The 18,249-nt window shown below is 68.9% G+C and carries 15 protein-coding genes; 3 read left to right on the top strand and 12 right to left on the bottom strand.

From position 1 onward, the window contains the following. Positions 1 to 79: 79 nt before the first annotated feature. Positions 80 to 1,177, bottom strand: coding sequence for a copper-containing nitrite reductase (gene nirK, locus K6T50_RS16930; RefSeq protein WP_222609554.1), 1,098 nt, complete (start codon positions 1,175 to 1,177; stop codon positions 80 to 82). Between the two features lie 175 nt (positions 1,178 to 1,352). On the opposite strand from nirK, the gene K6T50_RS16925 reads away from it, so the two are divergent. Continuing rightward, positions 1,353 to 2,879: a molybdopterin-dependent oxidoreductase gene (locus K6T50_RS16925; protein ID WP_222609417.1), complete on the top strand. Its 1,527-nt coding sequence runs from the start codon at positions 1,353 to 1,355 to the stop codon at positions 2,877 to 2,879. 57 nt (positions 2,880 to 2,936) lie between these two features. On the opposite strand, the gene K6T50_RS16920 is transcribed toward K6T50_RS16925, so the two are convergent. After that, positions 2,937 to 4,154, bottom strand: coding sequence for a tellurite resistance/C4-dicarboxylate transporter family protein (locus K6T50_RS16920; protein WP_222609416.1), 1,218 nt, complete (start codon positions 4,152 to 4,154; stop codon positions 2,937 to 2,939). A gap of 188 nt (positions 4,155 to 4,342) precedes the next feature. On the opposite strand from K6T50_RS16920, the gene K6T50_RS16915 reads away from it, so the two are divergent. After that, a complete protein-coding gene (locus tag K6T50_RS16915; RefSeq protein WP_222609415.1) occupies positions 4,343 to 4,924 on the top strand; it encodes a DUF7342 family protein in 582 nt (193 codons plus the stop codon). Next, the gene (locus tag K6T50_RS16910) at positions 4,921 to 5,376 is read left to right on the top strand and encodes a toxin-antitoxin system TumE family protein (RefSeq protein WP_222609414.1); all 456 of its coding nucleotides are present in this window, start codon (positions 4,921 to 4,923) and stop codon (positions 5,374 to 5,376) included. Before K6T50_RS16915 ends, K6T50_RS16910 begins: the two co-directional genes overlap by 4 nt. 7 nt (positions 5,377 to 5,383) lie before the next feature. On the opposite strand, the gene K6T50_RS16905 is transcribed toward K6T50_RS16910, so the two are convergent. The 10 genes from K6T50_RS16905 to K6T50_RS16860 form a co-directional block, all read right to left on the bottom strand. Continuing rightward, positions 5,384 to 7,675 carry a nitric-oxide reductase large subunit gene (locus K6T50_RS16905; protein ID WP_222609413.1) on the bottom strand — a complete coding sequence of 764 codons (2,292 nt, stop codon included), beginning with the start codon at positions 7,673 to 7,675 and terminating at the stop codon, positions 5,384 to 5,386. Between the two features lie 129 nt (positions 7,676 to 7,804). Next, positions 7,805 to 8,293, bottom strand: coding sequence for a molybdopterin-dependent oxidoreductase (locus K6T50_RS16900; protein WP_225935479.1), 489 nt, complete (start codon positions 8,291 to 8,293; stop codon positions 7,805 to 7,807). Then, positions 8,290 to 9,867: a P-loop NTPase gene (locus K6T50_RS16895; RefSeq protein WP_225935478.1), complete on the bottom strand. Its 1,578-nt coding sequence runs from the start codon at positions 9,865 to 9,867 to the stop codon at positions 8,290 to 8,292. The genes K6T50_RS16900 and K6T50_RS16895 overlap by 4 nt, the downstream gene beginning before the upstream one ends. Next, entirely contained in the window at positions 9,867 to 10,481 is a 615-nt protein-coding gene (locus tag K6T50_RS16890; RefSeq protein ID WP_222609412.1) for a hypothetical protein, read from the bottom strand. The genes K6T50_RS16895 and K6T50_RS16890 overlap by 1 nt, the downstream gene beginning before the upstream one ends. Positions 10,482 to 10,487: 6 nt before the next feature. Beyond that, entirely contained in the window at positions 10,488 to 11,420 is a 933-nt protein-coding gene (locus K6T50_RS16885) for a HEAT repeat domain-containing protein (protein ID WP_222609411.1), read from the bottom strand. 15 nt (positions 11,421 to 11,435) lie between these two features. Then, positions 11,436 to 12,509 carry an ethylbenzene dehydrogenase-related protein gene (locus K6T50_RS16880; RefSeq protein ID WP_222609410.1) on the bottom strand — a complete coding sequence of 358 codons (1,074 nt, stop codon included), beginning with the start codon at positions 12,507 to 12,509 and terminating at the stop codon, positions 11,436 to 11,438. Further along, a complete protein-coding gene (locus tag K6T50_RS16875) occupies positions 12,506 to 13,264 on the bottom strand; it encodes a TorD/DmsD family molecular chaperone (protein WP_222609409.1) in 759 nt (252 codons plus the stop codon). Before K6T50_RS16875 ends, K6T50_RS16880 begins: the two co-directional genes overlap by 4 nt. 10 nt (positions 13,265 to 13,274) lie before the next feature. After that, positions 13,275 to 14,456, bottom strand: a complete 1,182-nt coding sequence (locus tag K6T50_RS16870; protein ID WP_222609408.1) for a 4Fe-4S dicluster domain-containing protein — start codon at positions 14,454 to 14,456, stop codon at positions 13,275 to 13,277. Further along, entirely contained in the window at positions 14,456 to 17,650 is a 3,195-nt protein-coding gene (locus K6T50_RS16865; RefSeq protein ID WP_222609407.1) for a molybdopterin-containing oxidoreductase family protein, read from the bottom strand. Before K6T50_RS16865 ends, K6T50_RS16870 begins: the two co-directional genes overlap by 1 nt. A gap of 190 nt (positions 17,651 to 17,840) precedes the next feature. After that, the gene (locus tag K6T50_RS16860; protein WP_222609406.1) at positions 17,841 to 18,248 is read right to left on the bottom strand and encodes a ubiquitin family protein; all 408 of its coding nucleotides are present in this window, start codon (positions 18,246 to 18,248) and stop codon (positions 17,841 to 17,843) included. Position 18,249: the final 1 nt, after the last annotated feature.

Raw genomic sequence — 18,249 nt, 5'->3', positions numbered from 1 at the left:
GCGAAGCGGTGAGGTGAGGTGAAGTGAGATGGGTGCGACGACTAGCCCCCGTTCCGGGTGGGGCGGGAGCCTGGGTTGATTAGGCCTGCTCCTCGCCAGCGCCGTCACCCGGCGACGGATCGAACACCTCCGGGTTCTCCTCGCCGTCGACCGAGACGACGCCGAGCATCCCCTTGCGTGCGACCCGCGAGAGCGCGTGGTCGACGAGCTTGATGTCCTCCGGCACCGGGAGTTCCATCGTGCCGACCATGCAGCTGCCCGGCGGGACGTTCATCGTCTGGACGTACCGCTCGGGGTCACCTGCGAGGGCGCCGTCACGGTAAGCGTCGGTCCAGACGTTGCCGATGGGGTGGAAGTTGCTGTTCAGGTTCGGCCCGCCATCGACCATGAACACCCGCACGGTCTCGTCGGTTTCGGCGGCCATCGCGCCGAAGCCGTCGGGTGTGAGGGCGTACTTCTGCCCGTTGAGCACGACGTACGTCGGATTCTCCGCCTTCATCGACTCCAGGTCGAAGCTGTGGCGGCCCTTCTCGCCGGCGGGCTTGTCGGTGTAGATCTCATGTTGGCCGACGTAGAACTCACGGTCGACCGCCGGGAGCCCGTCCTCGGGCTCGACGAGGATCATCCCGAACATCCCCGAGGCGATGTGGTAGTCCATGTTCGCGACGGCGCAGTGGTAGATGAACGCGCCGGGGTACTCCGCCCTGAACTTGATCGTCGCTGACTCGCCCGGCGCGACGGTCGTGTCCTCTGCGCCGCCGCCCGGCCCGTAGCACGCGTGGAAGTCGACGTTGTGCGGCATCGCGTTCTCCTCGGCGTTCATCAGCGTCACCCGGACGGTGTCGCCGCGTCGGACCCGGACCATCGGGCCGGGGATCTGCCCGTCGAACGTCATGTAGTCGTAGACGACGCCGTCCTCGATCTCCGCGCGCACCTCGCGGGCGGTCAACTCGACCTCGACCGTCTCCGACGTGTCGCGGTCGATCGGCTCGGGCACGTCGGTCGGGTCGGCCGCGACGCGGCTGCTCGTCGGCTTCCCGCTCGTCTTCTCGGTCGTTTGCCGCGCGGTCTCGGTCTGTGCGTCGGTCGGCGCCTCGGCCGCGCAACCGGCGAGTGCGGCACCGCCGGCGCCGGTTCCGAGTGCCTTCAGCGTCGTGCGTCGCGTCGTGGGCATCAGTGGGTACCTCGCAGTCGGACGTACGGGCCGTCTCCCAATCAACCGGCTTCGTGGTTCTCACTCGCGGAGACCGGTTCTTACGCGCGGAGGGTGACCCCGAACGTGTTCACACGAGATGGAACGACAGCGTCGTGTTCGGGGCCATATATAACCGGCTGTCGAGGGATCCGATCCCATGGCCGGACTCTCGTTCCCGTGGTGGCTTCGCATCACCCACTGGTTCAACTTCTTCTTCATCATCCTCCTGTTCCGGAGCGGCTACGAGATCCTGATGTCGCACCCGAAGCTATACTGGAGCGACGACGCGACGCCCGGGGACGAGTGGCTCAGGGTTGGCGACGAGGAGCGCGACACCGATTTCGACAAGGAGGCGATCGAGGGGGAGGACCTCTGGGTCGCCGAGGACGAGATCGACCCGCCGTCGGCCCTCGTCTCGCTCCCCGGTCGCGACGCCGTCGGGATGGGTCGCCACTGGCACTTCTGGGGGGCGCTCGGGTGGACCGTCTGCGGCCTGCTGTACGTCGGCGGCCTGTTCCTCTCCGGGGAGTGGACACGATTAGTCCCTACCTCGCCGGCGATCTTCGCGCAAGCGTGGAGCGATCTGCTGGTGTACGCTCAGTTGCAGATCCCTCCCGCCGAGGGGTACAACGCGCTCCAGCAGTTGACGTACTTCGGCGTGATCTTCGTGCTCTCGCCGGTGATGATCCTCACGGGGATCTTCCAGGCGCCTGCCTTCCGCGCACACTTCCCGAAGTACTTCGACGGCAACCGACAGCTCAACAGGAGCGTCCACTTCATCGGGTTCGTCGCGTTCAACGTCTTCCTGTTCGGGCACGTCGCGCTCGTGGCCGCCCACGGCTTCTGGTCCGAAATGGGGAAGATCGTGCTCGGGAGCGAGACGGCGCCGGTCGAGTTGACGATGGCGCTGACGGTCCTCGGCGTGGCGATCGTCTTCGGGTTCGCCGCCGCCGCGACGTGGATCTCGCTGAAGCGGCCGTACCTCACGCAGAACACGCTGGAGATCGGCGTCGATCCCCTTCTGAAGGGACTGTTCCATCAGGTGTCCACCGTCGAGGACGACGACCGCGAGGTGGAGTCGGAGTTCGCGCGGGTCAACGGCCGCCCACCCCGCAACGAGGAGTACCGGCGCCACCACGAGGACGGGTTCGAGGACTGGACAGTCACGGTCGACGGGCTGGTCGAGAACGAACTGGAGCTGTCACACGAGGACATCCGGGAGATGGGCAAACGCGAACAGCTCACCCGCCACGACTGCATTCAGGGCTGGACGTACTACGCGTCGTGGGGCGGCGTCCCGCTGACGGAGATCATCGATCGCTGTGAGCCCCACGAGGACGCGGAGTGGCTCGTGTTCCACACGCTTGACGAGAAGTGGGAGTACTCCGAGGAGGGACCGTTCGAGACGGTCGACCCCGAGGTACCGGAGTACTACTACGAGGCGATCCGGCTCTCGAAAGCGAGGGAGCCCAGGTCGATTCTCGCGTACGAGATGAACGGCGACGACCTTCCCGTCGCCCACGGCGCGCCCTACCGGCTGCGCATCGAGAGCCAACTCGGCTACAAGATGGCGAAGTGGGTGACAGGCATCGAGTTCGTCGAGGACTTCGAGGACGTCGGCAAGGGGAAGGGCGGCTGGCGCGACGACGTGCTCCACTACTACCCCAACAGCGCGGATATCTGACCCGACTATCCGCCCCGAACTGACCGAGCAAGCCGCGACCCGCCCTGCCTCGTCTCGCTATCCCGATTCGGACGGCCCCGCCGGCACGAACCGACTCCCGAGGAGTACCCGTACGAGCGCCCGCGCCGCGCCGACGAGTGTGAGCGCCCACACGACCAGGGCGAACCAGCCCCAGTAGGCGGGGACGACCGAAAGCAAGCTGAACGTCCCGATACCGGCCAGGTTCAGCGTGGCTGCCGTGTACATCCCCATCGGGAACACCCGGCCCCACGCCGTCGGCGCGTACGTGTGTAATCGACGCCCGAACCCCAGCCTGGCCCACGGAACGAACAGCACCCACGCTGGCGGACGGTCCTCGATCCCCTCGGTCAGGAACGCCCACACGTCGAGCGCGAGCAATAGCGGGATCCACCACGAGGCGATCGCCCACGCGAGGAAGGTGATCCCGAGGATCACCGGCGCGTACGGTTCCCAGGCGACGACGGATTCCAGCCGCGGGCCCAGCGTCGCCCCCGCGAGCGTCGTGATCGCCGCAGCGCCCATCGTGATCCAGTAGGGGCCGGTCCAGTCCTCGGGGCGCACCGCACCCTCAAGGAGTCGGTAGGTGACGACTGTCACGACGACGAAATAGAGAACGTACCCGGCGCCGAAGTAGCTCATGCTCACCAGGACGATCTCGGTCGTGTACCCGTCGACGGCGCCCGAGAGCGACCCACCCAGGATCGCGAGCGACTGCATACAGACGATAACGAGCAGGAACGCCCCGTCGATGCGCTCGCTGACCGCGGGCTTGCCGGCGCCGACGAACTCGGTGACGAACAGGTAGTACAACAGCGCCGGTGTCACGGCGGTCATCGACACCCACAATACCGCCGCCGCACCCACCGCATCGAAGAACGTCAGCAGTTGGACGCCGACCGTGTTCGTCCCCACGACGAACGTCAGCGAACCCCAGTGCCGGTCCCTGTCGCGGAGGTCCGCGAGCACCCGTTTCGGAAAGAGGCCGACACGGACCCCGAGGACGCACACGAGCAGTGCATAGCAAGCGACGTTGAAGATCGCCAGCGGCGACGCGACCGCGCCGACGCCGAGTTCGCGGAACGCGATCGAGACGATCCCCGTGGACATGACGAGCCCGAAATACGCGGGGTCGAACGTCTCGATCGCGTCCACGACGCCCCCCGGTGAGGACGCTCCTCGGGCGGGGTCGCCGTTCCCGTCGCCCGGTTGCGATGCGCGGTCGTCCGGTCGTGATCCGTGTTCGGTCGGGTCCATGCGACGGCCTCCTCGAGAGACACCGGCCGCAACGGACCGGCCGGGATAAAAGGGACGGCATTCGGTCGGGCGAGTCCGGCTCGGCCGACGACAACGAGGGCACTGCCGGACGTGCTGGTGTCGACACCGTCGTAGACGGGTTAGTCCGTCTAGAAAAGTTTTATTCCGTCAGACCTCGTTCCGTCCGTATGGACGAGCCGCGAGCGGAACTGACCGCGGACGCGGACGCGGACGAGCGAGCGACACCGCCGGCGTTCGACGAGTTGACGCCCGTCGACGAGGTCGTCCGCGGCGAACGAACGCGCGACGACTTCCTTGACGCCGTCCTCGACGCCGACGACCCGATGACGGTCGGCGAGGTCGCCGACGCGGCCGGACACGGCACCGACGCGGCGCGGGAGTACCTGGAGTGGTTCGAGCGAATGGGGATCGTCACCCGTGTCACTGATTCGCCGGCGACGTACCGCCGGAACCCGTCGTACCTGCGATGGCGCCGGGTGCAGACGCTTCGGGAACGATACACCGACGAGGAATTGGTCGACCTCTTGGGGACCGAACGCGAGCGTGCGGAGACGTACGCGGCGGAGTTCGACGCCGACTCGCCCGACGAGGTGGCGATCACCGACCGCGCGTCCGACGACGGCCGGTCGGTCGAGGACGTGTGGGCGGACGTGAGCGCGTGGCGAACGTCGAGGCGACGGATCGACCTGCTCGAACGGGCACTGAAGGCTGAGGGAGAGGGATCGGCCGGCCGACGCCGCGCCGTATGACCGGCGGAGCGGACCCGGACGATCCGACCGACCCCACAGCGGGGGTGGGTGCACCGGCCGATTTCGACAGGCTGGACACGATCGCCGAACGACTCGACGGCGAGGACCGGTTCGAATCAGTGGACTCCCGCCCCGAGTTCGCACCGGACCGTGTGACGTGTTTGTACGACCTCGGGTTCTATCCGGAATCGGTTCGGTCCGCCCGCCTCGAGGTCGCGTGGTTCCAGAACGGGGACTTCTCACTCCACTACCACGAGGACCACGACGCCTCCACGTTCGATCACCGATGGGACCGCCACCCGTCGGATCACAACGCACGGGATCACGTGCACCCCGGTCCCGACGCGCCGACGCCGGGCGAGGATACCGTTCACCCCACGGACTGGCGTGACGTGCTCGCGTCCGTTCTCCATGAAATACAACGGCGACAGCGGGCGTTCTGGACGGAATGACCCCTCGTCAGTCGTCGTCCAGGAACGCCCGGATCCCGTCGGTCGTGATCACGGCGTCCGGGTCGTCGACGACGCGGCGGGCGGTCAGCTTCGCGGCCACGTCGTAGGCGAACAGCGCCGTGCCGAGGATGATGAGCGTGTCCCCGGGGAGCCGCGCCCAGAACAGCGACTGGATGAGCGGCCGGTTGTAGAACGCCAGCGAGCGCGCGGCGTCGTACCCCTGCGTGAACGACACCTCCAGCTGGATGAACCCGACCGGGAGGACGCTGACGAACACCATCAGCGCGAGGCCGACGTTCCACAGCCAGAACGCCCACCGGAGGCGCCGTCCCGACCAGTTCGAGACGGTGAACCGGAGCACGTACGTCGCCATCCCGATGGCGAGGAAGCCGAACGCGCCGAACATGGCGGCGTGGGCGTGGCCGACCGTGAGGTAGGTGCCGTGCTCGTAGTAGTTGATCAGCGGGAGGTTAATGAAGAACCCGAGCACGCCCGCCCCGACGAAGTTCCACACGCCGGAGGCGATGATGAACATGAACGGCAGCGTGTACGGGAACGACTCGCCGCTGCCGACGAGCGCCCGGTACTCGTTGATCGCCTCGAAGAGGATGAACACCAGCGGGATCAGCTCGAGCGTGGAGAACACGCTCCCGATGGGCACCCAGAGGTCGGGCATGCCGATCCACCAGTAGTGGTGGCTGACGCCGATGACGCCCGTTCCCATCACCAGCAGCGCCTCCAGCAGGACGGCCTTCTCGGCCGAACGCCGCCGCAGGAGGTTCATCGACACCAGCGTCATCGCGACGACGGCGACGATGAAGAACTCGAAGGCGCCCTCGACCCACATGTGGACGACCCACCAGCGCCAGAACTCCGTCACCGCGATGTTCGTCTCCGGGGTGAACATGAACCCCGCGGTGAACAGCAGCGCGATGGAGCCGCCGGCGTAGAGGATCATGTGCGCGAGCCCGTACGGCTCCTCCCGGTCGAGCAGGGGCTTGAGACCCCGTGCCGCGAGGGCGGCCCACGCGATGAACCCGACGAGCAGGCCGGCCTGCCAGAGCTTGCCGACCTCCAGGTACTCCAAGCCCTCGTTGCCGAGGATCCACCAGAGGTCGCCGTCGAAGTAGCCGTGGGCGCCGAGCCAGATGCCCGAGAGCCCGCCGACGGCGACGACGACGAGCGCGACGAGCAGACCCTTCACGTACCGGGCCTGGTTGTCGGGCTCGTAGCCCGTCAAGAGCGGCGGGAGGAACAGCCCCGCCCCCAGCCACAGCGTCGCGATCCAGAGGATCCCCAGATCGATGTGCCACGTCTTCGCCATCGCGAACGGGAGCAACTGGAGGACGTCGATGCCGAGGCCCGGGACCTCCTCGATCCCGAAGAACGCGTGCCGTTCGATGTAGTAGTGGGCGAGCAACCCGCCGAGCAACGTCTGTGCGAGGAACAACAGCGCCGCGACGGGGACGAACCACAGCGCGGCCGACTGGCTCGGCAGCAGGTCGATGTCGTCGGGGTGGGGCACGTCGACGCCCTCGGTCGACGGCTCGGGCAGGTCGATCGACGAGTACAGCCAGATCCCGACCCCCGCGCCGGCGACGAGCAGCACCATCGCGATGACGCTCCACGTCATCGCCGAGGCGCCGGGAGTGTTACCGGCGGCGGGTGCGGGCGGCCAGTCGTTCGTGAAGCTGTGGTCGGCGCCCGGGCGGTCGGTGTGAGAGAACCACGCGGTCCACATCGCGAAGTCGGCGAAGCGCCGCGCGTCCTCCTCGGAGTCGATCATGTCGACGGGGACGCCCCGGGCGTTCGAGCCCTCGTGGTAGCGCTCGACGTACTCCTGGCGCACCTGTTCGTGGGCGTACGCCTCGGCGGCGGAGTACTCGATGACCCCGTCCCCGGGCGACCCGTCGTCGAGGTCCGACTTCACGAGCGAGTCGACGGCCGCGCGCTCCTCCGCGGGGAGGTCGTCGTACGCGTCGCCGTAGCGCTCCTCGGCGTAGTACTCGCGCATCGCCTCGGTCTTCAGGTCGAGCGCGTCGGCGGTGTAGTCGGGGCCGAAGTACGCCCCGTTGCCGAGGATCGAACCGTGGTTCATCAGCCCGTCCCGCTGGAATGCGGCCTTGCCGGCCTGTACGTCGTCGCCCGTCGCGAGCGTCTCGCCGTCGGGCCCGACGATCCGGTCGGGGATGGGCGGCGCCTCCTCGTACGCCAGCGCGGCGCCGGCGCCCATCACGACGAGGTTCACGACGAAGGCCACGACGAGCGCCTTCGCCAGCGTCCGTCTCGTTACTCTCATGCGGTCGGGGATACTCTCGTGAGGGATTTCAGTCCGTCCGGCGTTCCGCCGGGGCGGGGACCGACACGAACATGTTCCCGGCGGCGCTGGCGGCGGAAGCGACGACAGAGCCGCCAGGCTCGTCGCCGATCAGTATCCGAGGTTCTCGTACTCCTCGGGGTCGTCCGACGGGTCCAGCCGGAGGAGTTCGAGTTCGCGAACAGCCTTCACCGTCTTTCCGGCGTCGACCCGCGCGAGGAACCGGGGGCCGCGTTCGGGCGGCAACGGGTCGCCGTCCCGCTCGATCGCGAGGTGGGCCGAGAGCGCGGTCGCCACCGGGACGCAGACGGCGTAGTCGCCCGCGGCGGCGACTCGGAGGTGGGTGGCGTCGCCGTCGAGGTCAACGTCCGCGACCTCCAGCACCGCTGCGATCGGAACGCCTCGCCACACCCCGCCCCAGCGCTCGCCGCTGGCGCACATGTACTCCCGTTCGATGCGCTCTCGATCCATCGTGCGTAGGCGGTCAAGCTCCACGGCCGCATAGTCGTCGCCGGCGCTGACGGTCACGGCGACGCCCGACGCCGCCGTGTCGTCGCTTGCGTCGTCCCCGACGGCCCGCGCGTGGTTCCGTGTGCTCACCGGCCGGTCACCTCCGGCCCTCCCGATTCCGCGTCGGCAGCCGCACGCTCGGCGTCCGTGGGTGCCCCGTCCACCGGCCGCTCGACCGTCAGCGACCAGCGGCCATCATCGTGGCGGCGGACGCGGGGATCGAGCGCGTCCGGTGGACAGCCGAACCCGGCGGCGACCACATCGAGCAGCGGGTCCGGCGGCGTCGAGTCGAGAACCGACAGCCGCCCGCCGGGGTCGGTGTCGGCGGCCTCCGCGCGGACGTGCTCGCGGCGCGGACGCTCTGGCATCCCGCGCACGTCGACGGCCGCCGAGGGCACCGGGTCGTCGCCGTCTAATCCGATCCGCTCCCGAACGGCCGCCGCGACCTCACGGGCCGCGTCCGGGACGGCGTCATCGCCGTCCGCGGCGGGATCGACGGCGAGTCGGTCGCGCAGGTCCGCGTCGAACGGGAGGCTCGCGAGCACGGGACACTCCAGCGTGTCGCCGGCATCGACATCTCCGTCGAACAGGTCGTGGCTGTCGCCGCAGGTCGGACAGGTGAAGCCGTCCATGTTGCTGACGACGCCCAGCGTCGGGACGCCGTTCTCGTCGAGTAACTCGCGGAACCGAGCAGTATCTGACAGCGCCGTCGCCGCCGGCGTCGACACCAGCACGGTTCCGTCGACGGGGACCGACTGGGTGATGGTGAGCGGGATGTCGCCCGTTCCAGGGGGGACGTCGAGCACGAGCACGTCGAGGCGGCCGACCTCATCGTCGTCGACTTCCACGTCTCGCGCAGCGGCCTCGTCCGCAGTGTCGACGGTGTGGCCCCACGCGGTGTCGAACAGCAGCTCCGAGAGCGCCTCGTGGGCCATCGACCCGCGCCAGGCGACCGGACCGCCGTCCGCGAGGAGGCCGACGCTCATCGTCTCGATCCCGGCGCGCTCGACGGGGGCGGCGGCGCCGTCGTCGGTCGCGCGAACCGGCCCCTCGACATCGAGAAGCTCCGGCACGTTCGGGCCGTACACGTCTGCGTCGAACAGCCCCACGTCGAGTCCGTCGGCCGCCAGCGCACGGGCGAGCGCGACCGAGACGGTCGTCTTGCCGACGCCGCCCTTCGCGCTGGCGACGGCGACGACGTGGTCGACCCCGTCGAGCGCCCGGTCGGCTGCCGGGGCGGGGTGCTCGTGCACGTCGCCGTGGCCGCCGTGGCCGACGTCGTCGTGCTCACCCGCGTCGCCGGGTGCTTCGTCGCGCGCGTCCATGTCCTCGGTACCCACCTCCTCGACGCGGACTTCCTCGACGCCCGCGACCTCGAAGACGGCCCCCCGGAGTCGCTCGACCGCGAGATCGGCGGTTTCGGGATCGATCTCCCCGACGGTCGGGGCCGAATCCAGGGAGACGGCGAGCGTGACCGTCCCGTCGGCCGCGCGAACGTCCGTGACGACGCCCGCCGTGAACGGGTCGTCGGCGAGCCCGTCGGGGAGCGATGCGTCGGCGAGAGCGCCGGCCGCACGTTCGACCAGCTCGGCGTCCTGGTCGGCGGAGTCGCCGACGCGGCCGCCGCCGTGAGCGTCGCAGTTGTGCGCCGGGTCGTCGACCATCACCACACCTCCCCGGTCTCCCGGTTCTCGGGGTCGTCGGTGTCCATCAGCGTGCCGCCGTAGGGACGGAAGCCGAAGCCGTAGCGCTCGGCGACCGCCTCGACGAGGTCCTCGCGCTCGGCGATGACGTCCGTCTCGAAGCCGTAGCCCTCGACGGCCGCGACGAGCCCGTCGTCGTCGATCCGGCCGGCGGCGTGGGCGTCGGCGATGGCCGAGCGGAACGTGTCGGCGTTGCGCCGCAGGCGCATCGCCTCCTCGAACGTCGCCTCGATCGCGTCGGTCGGCTCCTCGCGGTCCAACGGAACCTCGTCGAGCAGGTCGACCGCGCGGGCATCGTAGTCGTCTGCCGCCGAGAGTACCTCGGCGACGCGGTCGCGCATCGATAGGTCACGCCAGTTGTCACGGGCGTCGCCGGGTACGAACTCGTCGACGACCGACTCCCAAGTCGCGTCGCTCTCGGGGTCCTCGAACGCCTCGGCGACGAACGCCGCGACGTGGTCCTCGGGGACCTCGATTCCCAGCCGTTCGCCCGCCCCGGCCGCCGAACCGCCCGCGTCGGTCGCTGGCTCCTCGCCAGATTCTTCGCCGGTCGCGTCGAGTTCGTAGTCGCTCATGTCGTGTCACCTCCGTCCGTCGCGGTCGGTTCGCCCGCCCGGACCGCTCGGCGGGCCGTTCGGTCCGCCGCCGAGGCCGCCGGGTGCCCCCCGAGAGAAGTCGGTCGGCGGACCGCCGGGCGCGCCGACGCCCCCGGGTCGTCCGCCGGGCGTCTCCTCCGGGCGATCGGGGCCGCCGCCGGGTGCCGAGGACGGAACCTCGATGTCATCGGGGTCCTCCCCGCGGGCAGTCGCCAGCGCGAGCTTCGCGGCCCGGACCACGTCCTCCGAGCGGTCGGTGACGCCCTGCGACTCAAGCGCCTCCTCCGCGCGGTCAGTCCCCAGTTCGCCCAACGCGGTCGCTGCGCCAGCGCGAACGAAGGCTTCGGAATCGCGTGCGAGCACAGCCGCGAGGACGGTCACGGTCTCTGTCTCCTTCCCGGGGAAGGTCGCGAGATACTTCGCGGCGTACTCGCGCACGCCGGCGTGGGGATCCTCCTTGAGCCGCTCGCGCAGCGTCGCCGCGTCCGCGGTTCCCGTCTTCGCCAGTGCGATGACGGCGTTTCGGCGGACGTACCCCGAGTCGTCCGTGAGGGCCTCCCGTAGGCGCTCGCCTGCACTCTCCGGCGCCGCCCGCGCCAGCGCGACGACGGCCTCCGCGCGAACCCACTCGTTCGAGTCGTCGACCGCGGGCGCGATCGCGGGCGCGTCCGCGCCGGCGACGCCGAGCGCCTCGACGGCGAACTGCCGCACGTCCGGGTTGCCGTCCCGCTCGACGCGCTCGGCGAGCCGAGAGAGCGTCTCCCCGGCCAGGCCCTCCTCGGCCGCGTCGACCAACCCGAGCGCGGCGTCGCGGCGTGTCGCGGCCTCCGGCGCTCGCAAGGAAGTTTGAAGCGTCTGTTCGTCCTCAGCCGGCGCCCGTCCCCGGGCGCTCCAGTTCGCGTAGTCGTCCGAGTTCATGAGTGGTGTGTGGTGTCAGGACCGCCGTCTGATCGACCGGTACGCGACGAGGTACGTGACAACGACGACGCCGACGACGCCGGCGAGCCCGTTGCCGAAGCTCCGGGTGACCCAGAGGCCGTCGTCGCCGGACACCGTCCCCTCGCCGTCGCCGGCGGCGCCGTCACCGCCCGAGCCGCCGGAGTCGCCCGAGGAGTCCGATGGTACCGACAGCTCGTCGCCCTGTAGCTGGCTGAACCGCAGGGTTATCGACTTCTTGCCGTTCACCTCGTCGGCGCTGCCGTTCCAGACCGCGAACGCGATGTGGACAGGCTCGCCGCCCGTGAGCCCGGCGTCGTAGGTGCCGTTGGCCGTTCGCTCGCGGACGAACACGACCTGCCAGCCGTCGTCGGTCCGGCGGCCCGAGGCCTGTACGGGCTGGTTCTCGGCGTAGCTCAGCGAGCCGTATCCCTTCGCGTAGTAGTTCTGACCGTAGTCGGCGTAACGCTGCTTCGAGAGCGGGTTGTCGGCCGCGAGTCCGGGCTTCGTCTCGGCGTCCGGGTGCGGGTACGTGTACATGTCGCCGCCGACGTCCTGATCGCCGTGTTGCCAGCTCGCGCGCCAGTACCAGATGTTGACGGGCGTGTCGCCGCCGCCCATCATGATCGGCGGCTGCTCGCCCCGACGGACCATGATCGCCGCGGCGTCGCTGTAGGCGCCCGGCTCGGAGATGTTCGTGTCGGCAGTCGGATCCTCCCAGGTCAGCCTGAAGGCGACGTGCGTGTCGTTCGCCGCCGTCTCGACGGCGAGCTGGCCGACGCTGCCGCCGCCGTACGGGAGCGCCATCTGTTGGGGGTTGAGTTGGACCGTCCGCTCGGTGGCGTTCTCCCACGCGAGCGCCCCTGGCTCGGTCGGGGCGGTGTCGACGGCCGCGACCGGCTGGCTGCCGCTCGTCACGGCCGCGCCCATCGCCGCCTGCGCCGACAGCAGCAGCGCCAACACGACGGCCGTGATGGCTGTCGCACCCAGTGCCGCTGAGGTATCGACGCGGGCGGTCACGGCCGAGCGATCCGGGAGGCGCGTCCACGGGCGACCGGCCGCGTCGCTCACGCTGTCCCACCCCCGTTGGCGGCCTCCGTCTCCGGCGGGTCCGGATGGCTCGCGCGGTCGCGCTCGATCAATTCGGTCGCCAGGTCCGCGGCGGCGACGTACACCTCCGCGGCCGGCTCCGGCACCGCCTCGCCCTCGACGGCCGCGCCGAGGTCGTGTGCGAGGCCGGGGAGGAAGTCCGCGAGGTGTTCGGACAGCACCGTCGCCTCCGCGAGCTCGAGCGTCCGCGCGTCGTCGCCGTCGGGGTCCGCCTCCGCGACGGCCCGGCGGGCGGCGAGCACCTGCATGAGTTCCAGCTCGATGGCGACGTGGTCGCGACGTTCGTGATAGTCGTCGGCGCGCTCCAGATCGAACGCGTCCAGTAACCCGGAGACGGTCGCGATCCGCCGCTGTTTGGCGCTCAGGTCGTCGCGGACGGTGTAGTCGGCCTCGTATGGAACGACCGGGTACTCGCCGTCGTCGCCCGGGAGCCCGAACAGGGCGTCGTAGCCGTCCGCGAACGTCTCGGCGTCCAGATCCGCGGCCGTCAGAGCGGCCGCGAGGTCGTCGCCAGCGTCGCCGCAGCCGAGCCGGTCGGCCGCCTCGCACATGCTCTCGTTGGCCTCCGGGTCGGTCAACTCCGCCACCGTCTCCTCCTCGGGGTAGCAGAACACCCCCGCGAGGACGGCGTACAGCGCCGCCCGGGAGCCGTGGTATCGTTTCAGCTCCTCGAACTCGTTCGGTTCCGTCGGCGTAGTGGGTGATGGCTCGGTCATCGTGATCACCTCACGGCTGGTTGGTCCACTGTTCGCCCTCGCGGACCTCCATGGGCTCCTCGATGGGCATGTCGACGACCTTCTTCCCCTTGCGGTCCCAGCCCTTCACGCGGTTTTCCTTCACCCGGTACGTCTCGATGAGCCGGGTGGTCGCGCCGAACAGCTGGAGGATGCCGAGCACGTGGTGGCTCGGGTCGCGGGCGCGCTGCTGGACGATCTTCACCGACTCCTCGTAGGTGGAGCCGGGCCAGTCGTTGCGCTTCTCGTCGACGTTCGGCGTGAACATCTGCGTGAGGAACTCCGGCGGCACGTGGTACGGCGGCATGTAGAACACCTGCGGCCGGGTCCCGAACTGCGGGTACAGCGGCAGCGCCACCTTCTCGTCGGACTTGACGAGGTAGTTGATCGGCGAACGGCCGTCGGCCGCCGAGGAGACGTCGTTCGGGTGACCCGCGTCCGGTCCGCGGTTGATGTTCCCGTGCAGCCGCGTCTTCCCGATACATGAGGAGACACACCGCGGGACGTTGCCGTCCTCGATGCGGGGGAAACAGCCGACGGGCTTCTCGGAGATGCCCGTCTCGGGGTTGTACATCGGCTTGTGGTACGGGCACGACTTCACGCAGCGGCGGTACCCCCGGCACCGCTCCTGATCGAGCAAAACGATGCCGTCTTCCTCGCGCTTGTAGATCGCCTGTCGCGGACACGCCGCCAGGCAGGCGGGGTTCTTGCAGTGATTGCAGAGTCGCGGGAGGTAGAACTGCCACATGTCGTGGTACTGCTCGTTCTCGGGGTCGGACTCCACCACGTCGCCGGCGGGGTACTCACCGTGAGACTGGTCGTCCCCGAGGGCGGGGTACTCCCACTCCTCCTTGGCGGCGACGTAGCCGCGGACCTGCTCGCCGTCCTCGGCCGCCTCGAAGATCGTCTCGTCGGGACCCAGGTCGTCGAGCAGGCGCATGTCCCAGCCCATCGGGTAGCCGCCGTACGGCTCGGTCTCGACGTTCATCCACCACATGTACTCCTCGCCCTCCCCGCTGGTCCAGGTGGACTTGCAGGCGAACGAGCAGGTGTTGCAGTTGATACACCGGTTCGTGTTGATCACCATCCCCCAGTGCCAGTCGCGCTCCTCTTCGCGGTGCTCGTAGGGGTAGCTGTGCTCGCGGCCGAGCTGCGGGTTGTGTACCTCGGGCATCAGGAGTCACCTCCGCTGCCGCCGGCGTCGCTTCCGGCGTCCGTCTGCAGGCTGCCGTCGATGTAGTCGCTCACCAGGTCGTCCTTCCGGGCGTCGGCCGGGCGCCAGTCGGCCTCCTCGTACTTCTCGACCTCGACGAGCGTGTCGCGCTCGACGCCCGTCGGCGCCCAGACGGCCTCCTCGTACCCCTGTGCGAACCCGGCGCCCTGCCAGGCGATGTCCTCGTCGACGAGGTCGGAGACGTTGGGATCGCCGAAGGTCGGCTTGTGGACCATGCCGTCCGATTCCAGCAGCGGGTCCAGCCAGATGTTCGTCGCCACGTTGTAGCCGTGGGCGTCCTTGTCGGGCGCCTCCTCGTCCTCGGGGAACTGCTGGTCCCACCAGCCGTGCCAGATGGTGAGCTGCCCTACGTCGCCGGCGTCCGTGGGTCGCTGGCGCTCGCTCACCATGACGCGCACGACCATCGACCCGCGCTCGCCGGAGATACGGACGTAGTCGCCTGTCTCGACGCCAACGTCCGCTGCGTCGCTGGGGTGCATCTCCACGAACGGCTCGCCCAGCGGCGGGGCGTCGTTCGTCTCGCCGTCGCCGGTCGGGAACGAGAAGTCCTCGACGAGGCGCTCGGTCCCCTCGGGGTCGGCGTTGGTCGACCCGAAGTCACGCGAGGACCAGATGAGGTTCCAGTCGGTCATCCCCCACGACGAGTGGGTTCGGTACTTCGGGTGGGGCGTGTTGTAGTGGAACCTGTTGCCGTCGTCGAACAGGTCGTTGGTGCCGTCTTTGGCCTCGTCCCAGCGCTTGCCGGGGTCGTACGGTGTCCCCTCCACGCTCTCGTAGTGGTGGATGTCGTCGCGGCCGAGCTCGATCAGCCTGTCCTCCTCCTTGTGGAACTCCATGCGGCCGGTCTTCGTGTAGAACGGCCGGTCGTCGTGAACTTGCGAGTAGAAGGGAACCCGCGGATACGTCTTCAGCTTCAGGCGCTCGGGGCCGTCGCGGAGGTCCGCCACGTCGATCCCCTGCGTGGTCGTCCCGGCGTCGAACGCCTCCTGAATGTAGTTCGTCACGTCGCCGTCGTCATCGAGGAACTCCGCGAAGTAGTCGCGGAAGGAGTCGACGTTGCGCTCCTCGGGCGGGATCTTCTCGTCGAGCTTCTCGGCGACGCGGGCGACGATCTCCCCGTCCTGTTTGGTGTCGTAAATGGGCTCCATCACCCCGCTGTCCATGTGGACGAAGGGGTTCTCCGGGCCGACGGTGATGTCGGGGTACTCACACTCCAGCCAGGAGGGAACCGGGAGCACGATGTCCGCGTAGCGCGCGGAGTAGGTCATGTGCATGTCCGAGACGACGAACAGCTCGTTCGCCGTGTCGGGGTGGGTGACGAAGTTCTGCATCACGTGCTCCTGGTGTTTGGTCTGGTTCAGGAGGTTGCAGTTCATCGTCCACAGGACCTCGGGACGGTGGAGATTGAACGAGGACGCCCCCTCCGGCATCAGCGGCTCCTCGAGGTCGTCCTGCGCGACGAGGTCGCCGTCGTAGTCGCCGCGGATCGAGCTCGGGTCGAGCGTCTCCCCGCCGAAGAAGGCGAACATGTGGCCCGGGTAGATCCCGTGGGCGCTGTTGCCGTCGGGGTTGACGTACGTCGGGTACCCGTCGAGGAGTTCGATCTTGTACTGGCCCGAGTAGTTGTAGTAGCCGGCGCCGCGCTCGCCGATGTTCCCGAGCATCGCCTGCACGAGGAAGATTCCCCGCTGCACCTCGCTGGCGCCGTAGAACCAGTGGTTGATCCCCTCGCCGGTGAACCACTGGGCCCGCTCGGCCGCGGCGAACTCTCGGGCGGTCTGTCGGAGCTTCTCGGCGGGGACCGTCGTGATCTCCTCGACGGTCTCCGGCGCGTAGTTCTCCATCACGTTCGCCTTCTGGCGGGCGAAGTCCGAACGGACCTCGACGGTGGAGCCATCAGCCAACGAAACCTCGGATTCGACCTCCAATCGGGCCGTCTCGGGCGTCTCCTCGCCGACCGACTCCCGGTCAACGGCGTGAAGGTCCCCGTCCTCCCCGAGAACGACGAACCGACCCCAGTCGCCCTCGATATGGTGGCTCGGCTCCTTCTCGACGCCGCCCTCGGGCGGATCGACGTCCTCGAAGACCTCGTGGGCGCGGAGGTACTTGTCGGAGTCCTCACGCACCAGCAACGGGAGCGACGTGTACCCCCGCATGAACTCCTCGTCGTACAGTTCCTCGTCGATGACGACGTGTGCGAACGCGAGCGGAACGGCCGGGTCGCTGCCGGGACGAACCGGGAGCCAGCGGTCACACTTCTGGACCGTCGGCGAGTAGTCGGGGTAGATCCCAACCATCTTCCCGCCGCGCTCGCGGGTCTCCTGGAGCCAGTGGTTATCCGCGAGCTTGTTGTGGATGAGGTTCTTCCCCTGCATGATCGTGTAGTCGGCCGCCCGCCAGGCCGACGCGTCGGAGTCGCTGGTCTGGTACCCCGTCGTCATCACGTGTCCCGGCGGGAGGTCCGCGTACCAGTCGTACTCGGTCCACTCGCAGCCGCCGAATATCGACGCGAGCCGGCGGGCCGACCCGTGGCGCGTGAACAGGCCGTCGGCCTTGATGGCGTTGAACACATGGAAGCGTTTCTCGTCCTCCAGGCTCGCCATCTTCTCGGCGATCAGGTCGAGCGCCTCGTCCCAGGAGACGCGCTCGAACTCGTCCGAGCCGCGACCCTCGGGGTTCGGGTCGTCGGGGTCCCACCCCTTCCGGACGAGCGGGTACTTGATCCGGCTCGGCTCGAACGTGCGCCGGTGCAGCGTCAGCCCCTTCATACACCCACGGGGGTTCCAGTGGCGGCTGACGCCGGCCTCCTCGTATCCACCCGGGGAACCGGGGCCGGGGCTACCCTCCTCCTCGTGGTAGATCTGCTCGGCGCGGATCGGCACGCCGTTCTTCATGTAGAAGTTGAGCGCGCACGACTGCGTGCAGTTGGGGTGACACACCGTCCAGTCCACGCGGTCGTACGCGTAGATGTCGTGGTACACCTCCTCCCAGTCGCGGTTCGGGTACGACTTGAGGGGGTTGTCGACCGACGTGACGGGGTCGACGGACTGTGTGGCGGCCCATCCGCTGGAGACGAGCGTAGAGACGGTGCCCGCAGCTGCCGCCTTCACGAAATCCCGACGGTTCAGTTCCACGTCGATCCCCCTCCGTGCGAACGCGTACACATACACGTTCGTTCGGACGTGACCTTCAACAACCGATACTCTCGTTCCGGGCGACTGAGGGCGGCCGCGAACACCTTCACGTGCCCGTGAAAAACCCCGTCGGGCGTCGGTTCCTAGCCCGGGGAGGCGCGCCTGTAGCCTCCGTCGACAGTTCGGGGGATCAGCAGCAGTACATGAACGGGTACATCAGTGCGACCCGGTCCCCGTCCTCCAACTCGGTGTCGAATCCGCCGAGGTGTTCGTTGAACCGTCCGTTGATCGCGATCCGGGCGTACGCCCGCGTTCGGTCGCCCTCGGGGTTCGCCGTGAAGTCGTCGGGGAGCTCGTCGGGCGCGGGGGCCCAGCCGTGGGCGACCTCCTCCTCGGGCGTCTCGCCGATAAGGAACTCCGCTACGTCGTGCTCATCGAGGAACGCCTCGAGGAACTCCCGGAGCGTCGTCCCCTCGAAGGAGTACTCGAACCGGTGTTCCGGGAGGGCATCGTACAGCCGTCCGGTTCCCTTCACCTGGACGGTGGTAACCGTCCGCTCGTCCTCGCGCTCTGCGGCGTCGGTATCGGCGACACTCATG

Source organism: Halobaculum magnesiiphilum (assembly GCF_019823105.1).
Classification (GTDB): Archaea; Halobacteriota; Halobacteria; order Halobacteriales; family Haloferacaceae; genus Halobaculum; species Halobaculum magnesiiphilum.
The sequence above is the reverse complement of the archived record's forward strand: the minus strand, read 5'-3'. Positions and strand labels throughout refer to the sequence as shown.